This is a genomic window from Ilyobacter sp. (genome assembly GCF_041583315.1).
Lineage (GTDB): Bacteria > Fusobacteriota > Fusobacteriia > Fusobacteriales > Fusobacteriaceae > Ilyobacter.
In genome coordinates, this window is sequence record NZ_JBFHGC010000183.1 from 1 (window position 1) to 4,931 (window position 4,931).

A 4,931-nucleotide genomic window follows, 5' to 3' on the forward strand; every position below is an offset into this window, starting at 1 on the left:
GGTACTCGTTCTTTTCTACAATTACTAATAAAGCTACTACTAGACGATGAAAGGCTGTAGGCGTGAAAAGGTTTTGGTTTTTTCTTGTCCTATTTTACGAAACTATTATCTGTACGAACCACACAAATTGCCAGACATCCTGTATTCGTAACCATAACCTCTCCTGATAGTTCTCTGTCATCTATCTCTTCCATAAAGTTCTGTATTATACTTACCGATTCCTTTTGTAGACAAAATCCTTTTTGCTGACCGTTAATTCTCGAGCTAGAACACACAAATATATGATGCTTTGGTTTATTCATTTTCCCCTCCTGTTTATCCGTTTATTTTTTGAAAAGCAGTATTTATACCATTTTCTACAGTATCGTACAATTCATAAGTCTGTATATTTTTTGATCTCAACATTTCTTTCGGACCATATCCTATTCTCACACTTAGGACAGCCTTACAGTCTCCCAGAGTTTTTAATACCTTATCCATCTTAGAATCTTTATCATCGCAACTTTCTATCCCTGTACAGTATTTTTCAATATCTCTTTTTTCTACAAATTTAATTTCATTATTTGAATATTTATATATATGAAACTTATCTGCCTGTCCAAAATGCTGATCAATCAATTTTCCGTCTTTAGAAGCTACAGCTACAAGAACATCTCTTTTTTCTCTTTCTACAAAAGGTTTTTCTCCCATATCCCTAAATTCTAAGGATCTGTCCTGAGTCAGCTGACCTATAGCATCTGCACGGCATTGCTGGCAATGATACATCTGCTTCATTGTGATAGAACACTTATTTCTCAGTTCATTAAGTTCTTTTTTACTGGTCAACGGCAGATTTTCAAATACTGTCCCAGATGCAGGGATTAGAGGCATTATATTAGTCATAAAAGCACCTAATTCTCTTGCCTTTTTTACTACTTCAGGTATGTGATGTTCATTGACACCCTTTACCATTACTATGTTAATTTTGCAAAGAACCCCGTTTTTAGCAAGATATTCAATACCTTTAAGCTGGTTATCCTGAAGTACCTTTGCAGCCTTTTCTCCTTTTAGTATCTCGCCTTTATAATTTACAAATTCATAAATTTTTGCTCCTATTTTAGGATCAATACTGTTCAAAGTTACAGTTACATGACTTATTCCCAGAGCGACAATTTCCTCTGCATAATCAGGGAGCATAAGTCCGTTTGTAGAAAGACATATTATTACATCAGGATCCTGCTCTTTGATAAGCTCTATGGATTTTTTTGTCTCCTCAAAGTTGGCTAAAGCATCTCCTGGACCTGCTATTCCCACTACCTTTAGGTTCTCAATCTTCTCTTTTACCATAGAGTATTTTTTTGCCGCACCTTCAGGTGTTAGTATCCCGCTGGTTACTCCCGGTCTGCTTTCATTCACACAGTCATATAATCTGTTACAATAATTACACTGTATATTACATTTCGGTGCCACCGGAATATGCATTCTTGCATTTTTATGCCCGTCTGCTGTGTAACACGGGTGTTCTTCGGTTTTCTTTTTTAATTCCTCTGATGCCCATTCTGGATAATCCGTTTTTCCGGAACATCCTCCAGAACATCCCCCACCTGATAATGCCATATTAACCCCCCCTATAATTAGAAATTTTACACCCTCATTTTTTCAACCGCCTCTAGAGGGTCTGCTATATTCTCTTCAATTATCGCTCTGATATTTATCTTTTTAAGGCTCTCCACCATACCATCACCTATTTTTCCGGAAATAACTGCATCACAGTCAGTTATGTCATCTATTATATGATTTTGGTGATTTCCATCGGTTACTCTTCTTTCAATAAAGGCAACTTCATCTCCGACCTTTGAGAAAACTAAAAATATTTTACTTTTCCCAAGATGGCTCGACACCATACCAGAATCATTTACGCTGACTGCTACCTTCATACAGTAACCTCCTTCAAATCTTCATCTTTTTTATAATACATGTCATACATTTTTTCCCTGTAATTACTATACTTTTGTCCCAAGAGACTATTTGTTAATATATCCAACAGATTCATACTTCCATCATAACCTATGGTAACCTGTCTCTGTGCTCCCACCCTGTCATGGACTGGAAATCCTACCCTTATGAGTGGAATGCCCTCTTTTTCCTCTATATACTTACCATCTGAATGTCCTATAAGAATATTGACACCCTTTTCCTTTACATACTCTCTTATGGTTTCAAAATCTGTATCTTCCAAAACTGCGATTTCATCACCGAATTTATCAAGATCCTCAGATAAAAATTCTCTTATTTTTTTTATGTTTGTTCCTGTGGATATGACCTTTGGGACTATCCCGTTTTCCAGACACAGAGAACTTATGGAAGTCACAAGTTCAGGCTCTCCAAATACCGCTGCCACACCCTCGCCGTTATATTTATGAGAATCAATCATGGCATCTAGCATTCTTCCCCTGGCCTTGATATAATATTCAGGTATTTTCTTTCCTGATATTTTAGACAAGGTCTTTATAAAAGTATCGCTATTCTTAAGCCCTATAGGAATTGGCATTCTGTATAGTGGAACTCCGAATTCTTTTTTCAGATATTCACCGGCAGAATGTTCCTCTCTTGAATGAACTCCAAATTCAATTGTGGCAAGACTCCCTGACATAGTTTTTATCTCGCTAGATGTCGTCCCTCCGTCAGGCAGCTTCTCAAATTCCAATCCCTTATATGGTGCATCTAAAGTTTCAGATACATCAGGTAATATTACAGCCTCTATACCAAATCTCTCTAGAATCAGTTTGATTTCTCTTATATCCCCAGGACTCATCATCCCGGCTATTATATTTATCTTATTAGTTGGCTCAGATGACACGGTTATTTTTTCAACCATCCTCTTCACCGCCAGATAATATCCCTCAAACTGAGTTCCTCCGTAACCAGGAGTAGGTACAGAAATTATGTCTATATCTTCTGCTGAAAGTTTCTCCTCTATCATAAAATCTTTTAAAATACGATCTATATCTTCCCCTATAGTTTCTGCAAGACAAGTTGTTACAACACCTATAGTTTTAGGCTTATACATCTTAATTACATTTTTCAGACCTCTTTTTAAATTGGCCTCTCCTCCGTATACAGTTGCTTTTTCATTGAGAGAAGAGGAAGCAATATCAACAGGTTCATTATAGTGCTGTGCCATATGTCTTCTTACATAGGTACTGCATCCTTGAGAACCATGCATTACAACTATTGATTTTTCCATACCCTTGAATGCCAGACATGCTCCCATGGGCATACACATCTTGCAAGGATTTACATTTACATCTACACAATTTTTATTTTTCATATTATTCCACCTCCCCTTTTACTCTATCTCTATACCGTTCTTTTTGATTACATCCCATACAGGGCTGTTTACAGTCACATCAATTTCCTTTGCGAAATTAAGAGCACCTTCATATCCTGCCAGAGGATGCTTTCTTGCATGGTTATGATCTATGAAGCCTATTCCCAGCTTATATGCCAGAGGTCTTTCTTTTACCCCTCCCACAAGAATATCAGCTCCTTTTTCACGCATAAACCTCTCTAATTCACTCGGGTTTGCATCGTCTAAAATAACTGTATTTTCATCTGCAAGTTTTCTTATAATTTCATACTCTTCCGGTCTCCCAGTCTGGGATCCTATCATAACCGGGTTTATCCCTAGATCTCTGAACTGCTTTATGAGAGATATAGCCTTAAACCCACCACCTACATATATTGCCACCTTTTTACCCACAAACTTTTTTCTGTAGGGATCTAGTTTTTCAATTGTCTCTTTTTCCATTCTCTTTATAAATTCTTCTGTCTTCTTTATCACCTGGAAATCTCCCAGAGTGTAAGCTATGGATCTCAGTGAAATCCTTATATCTTCAAGACCGAAAAAACTTACCTTGGTATATGGAGTCCCATATTTTTCCTGAAGTTTATTTGCCAAAGAAGTCATAGAACCTGCACACTGGACCACGTTAAACAGTGCATTTGGAGATTTTGTCAACTGTTCATAATTGGAGTCTCCTGCAAATTGTGCTACTACATCAATTCCTATTTCCTTAAAATATCCATTCATTATCCAGAATTCTCCTGCAAGGTTAAAGTCTCCCAAGAAGTTAATCCCCTTCTTTTCTTCACTAACCTTACCGTCCATTTCTAATATTTTCAGGATAGCATCTCCTGCTGCCTTATAACCGGCTGATTTACTTCCCACAAATCCGGATGATTCTACAGGAATTATTCTTATACCGTGTTTTTCTTCAGCAGCCTTACATACAGCCTTAAGGTCATCTCCTATTACTCCCACAACACAAGTTGAATATACAAATATAAGCTTCGGACTCTTGAGTTCCATTATTTCATCTATTGAAGCAGTAAGTTTTTTTTCTCCTCCAAATATAATATCTTTCTCCCTAAGATCCGTTGAATAACTGTTCCTGTATTCTTCCGATCCACTGCTCAGACTTCCTCTTATGTCAAAGGTATAGGCTGCACATCCTATAGGACCATGTACCAGATGTACTGCATCTGTTATAGGATTCAACACTACTCTGGCTCCGCAGTATACACAGGCTCTCTGACTTACAGCTCCTGCTACACTTTGAGCATCACATTTTATTTTTTTCCCCTTGTCCTTTTTGTTGCAGACAATAAAATCCTTTCTTTCTTCTATTAACGCAAGGTTGCCATCTATATTTTTTTTATCCATTTTTCCCACCTCTTTAATAAAACAATCTGATTGATATAAAACATTGCCCCTTAAAATTTCAATTAATGATTTACATTAACCAATTTATTTTATCGGGTCATACCTCCGAAAAGGTATGACCCTCAAATAAAATTTACATTGTTAATTCCATATCTTTGTCTGCCGCGTCTCTGTCTTGTCTTTCAAGTAAAGCATCACTTATTTTTTCCATAAGTCTCATTGCACC

At 36.9% G+C, this 4,931-nt stretch carries 5 protein-coding genes; all 5 read right to left on the reverse strand.

Annotated elements, in window-relative coordinates; genetic code table 11:
* Positions 1–89: 89 nt before the first annotated feature.
* The 5 genes from ABZA26_RS07605 to nifE are packed head-to-tail and all read right to left on the reverse strand — an operon-like array spanning position 90 to position 4,705.
* Positions 90–302: a hypothetical protein gene (locus ABZA26_RS07605; RefSeq protein WP_372713920.1), complete on the reverse strand. Its 213-nt coding sequence runs from the start codon at positions 300–302 to the stop codon at positions 90–92.
* A gap of 13 nt (positions 303–315) precedes the next feature.
* A complete protein-coding gene (gene nifB / locus ABZA26_RS07610; RefSeq protein WP_372713921.1) occupies positions 316–1,596 on the reverse strand; it encodes a nitrogenase cofactor biosynthesis protein NifB in 1,281 nt (426 codons plus the stop codon).
* Between the two features lie 26 nt (positions 1,597–1,622).
* Entirely contained in the window at positions 1,623–1,916 is a 294-nt protein-coding gene (locus ABZA26_RS07615; RefSeq protein ID WP_372713922.1) for a NifB/NifX family molybdenum-iron cluster-binding protein, read from the reverse strand.
* The gene (locus tag ABZA26_RS07620; protein ID WP_372713923.1) at positions 1,913–3,310 is read right to left on the reverse strand and encodes a nitrogenase component 1; all 1,398 of its coding nucleotides are present in this window, start codon (positions 3,308–3,310) and stop codon (positions 1,913–1,915) included. The genes ABZA26_RS07615 and ABZA26_RS07620 overlap by 4 nt, the downstream gene beginning before the upstream one ends.
* Positions 3,311–3,328: 18 nt before the next feature.
* Entirely contained in the window at positions 3,329–4,705 is a 1,377-nt protein-coding gene (gene nifE, locus ABZA26_RS07625) for a nitrogenase iron-molybdenum cofactor biosynthesis protein NifE (protein WP_372713924.1), read from the reverse strand.
* Positions 4,706–4,931 lie beyond the last annotated feature (226 nt).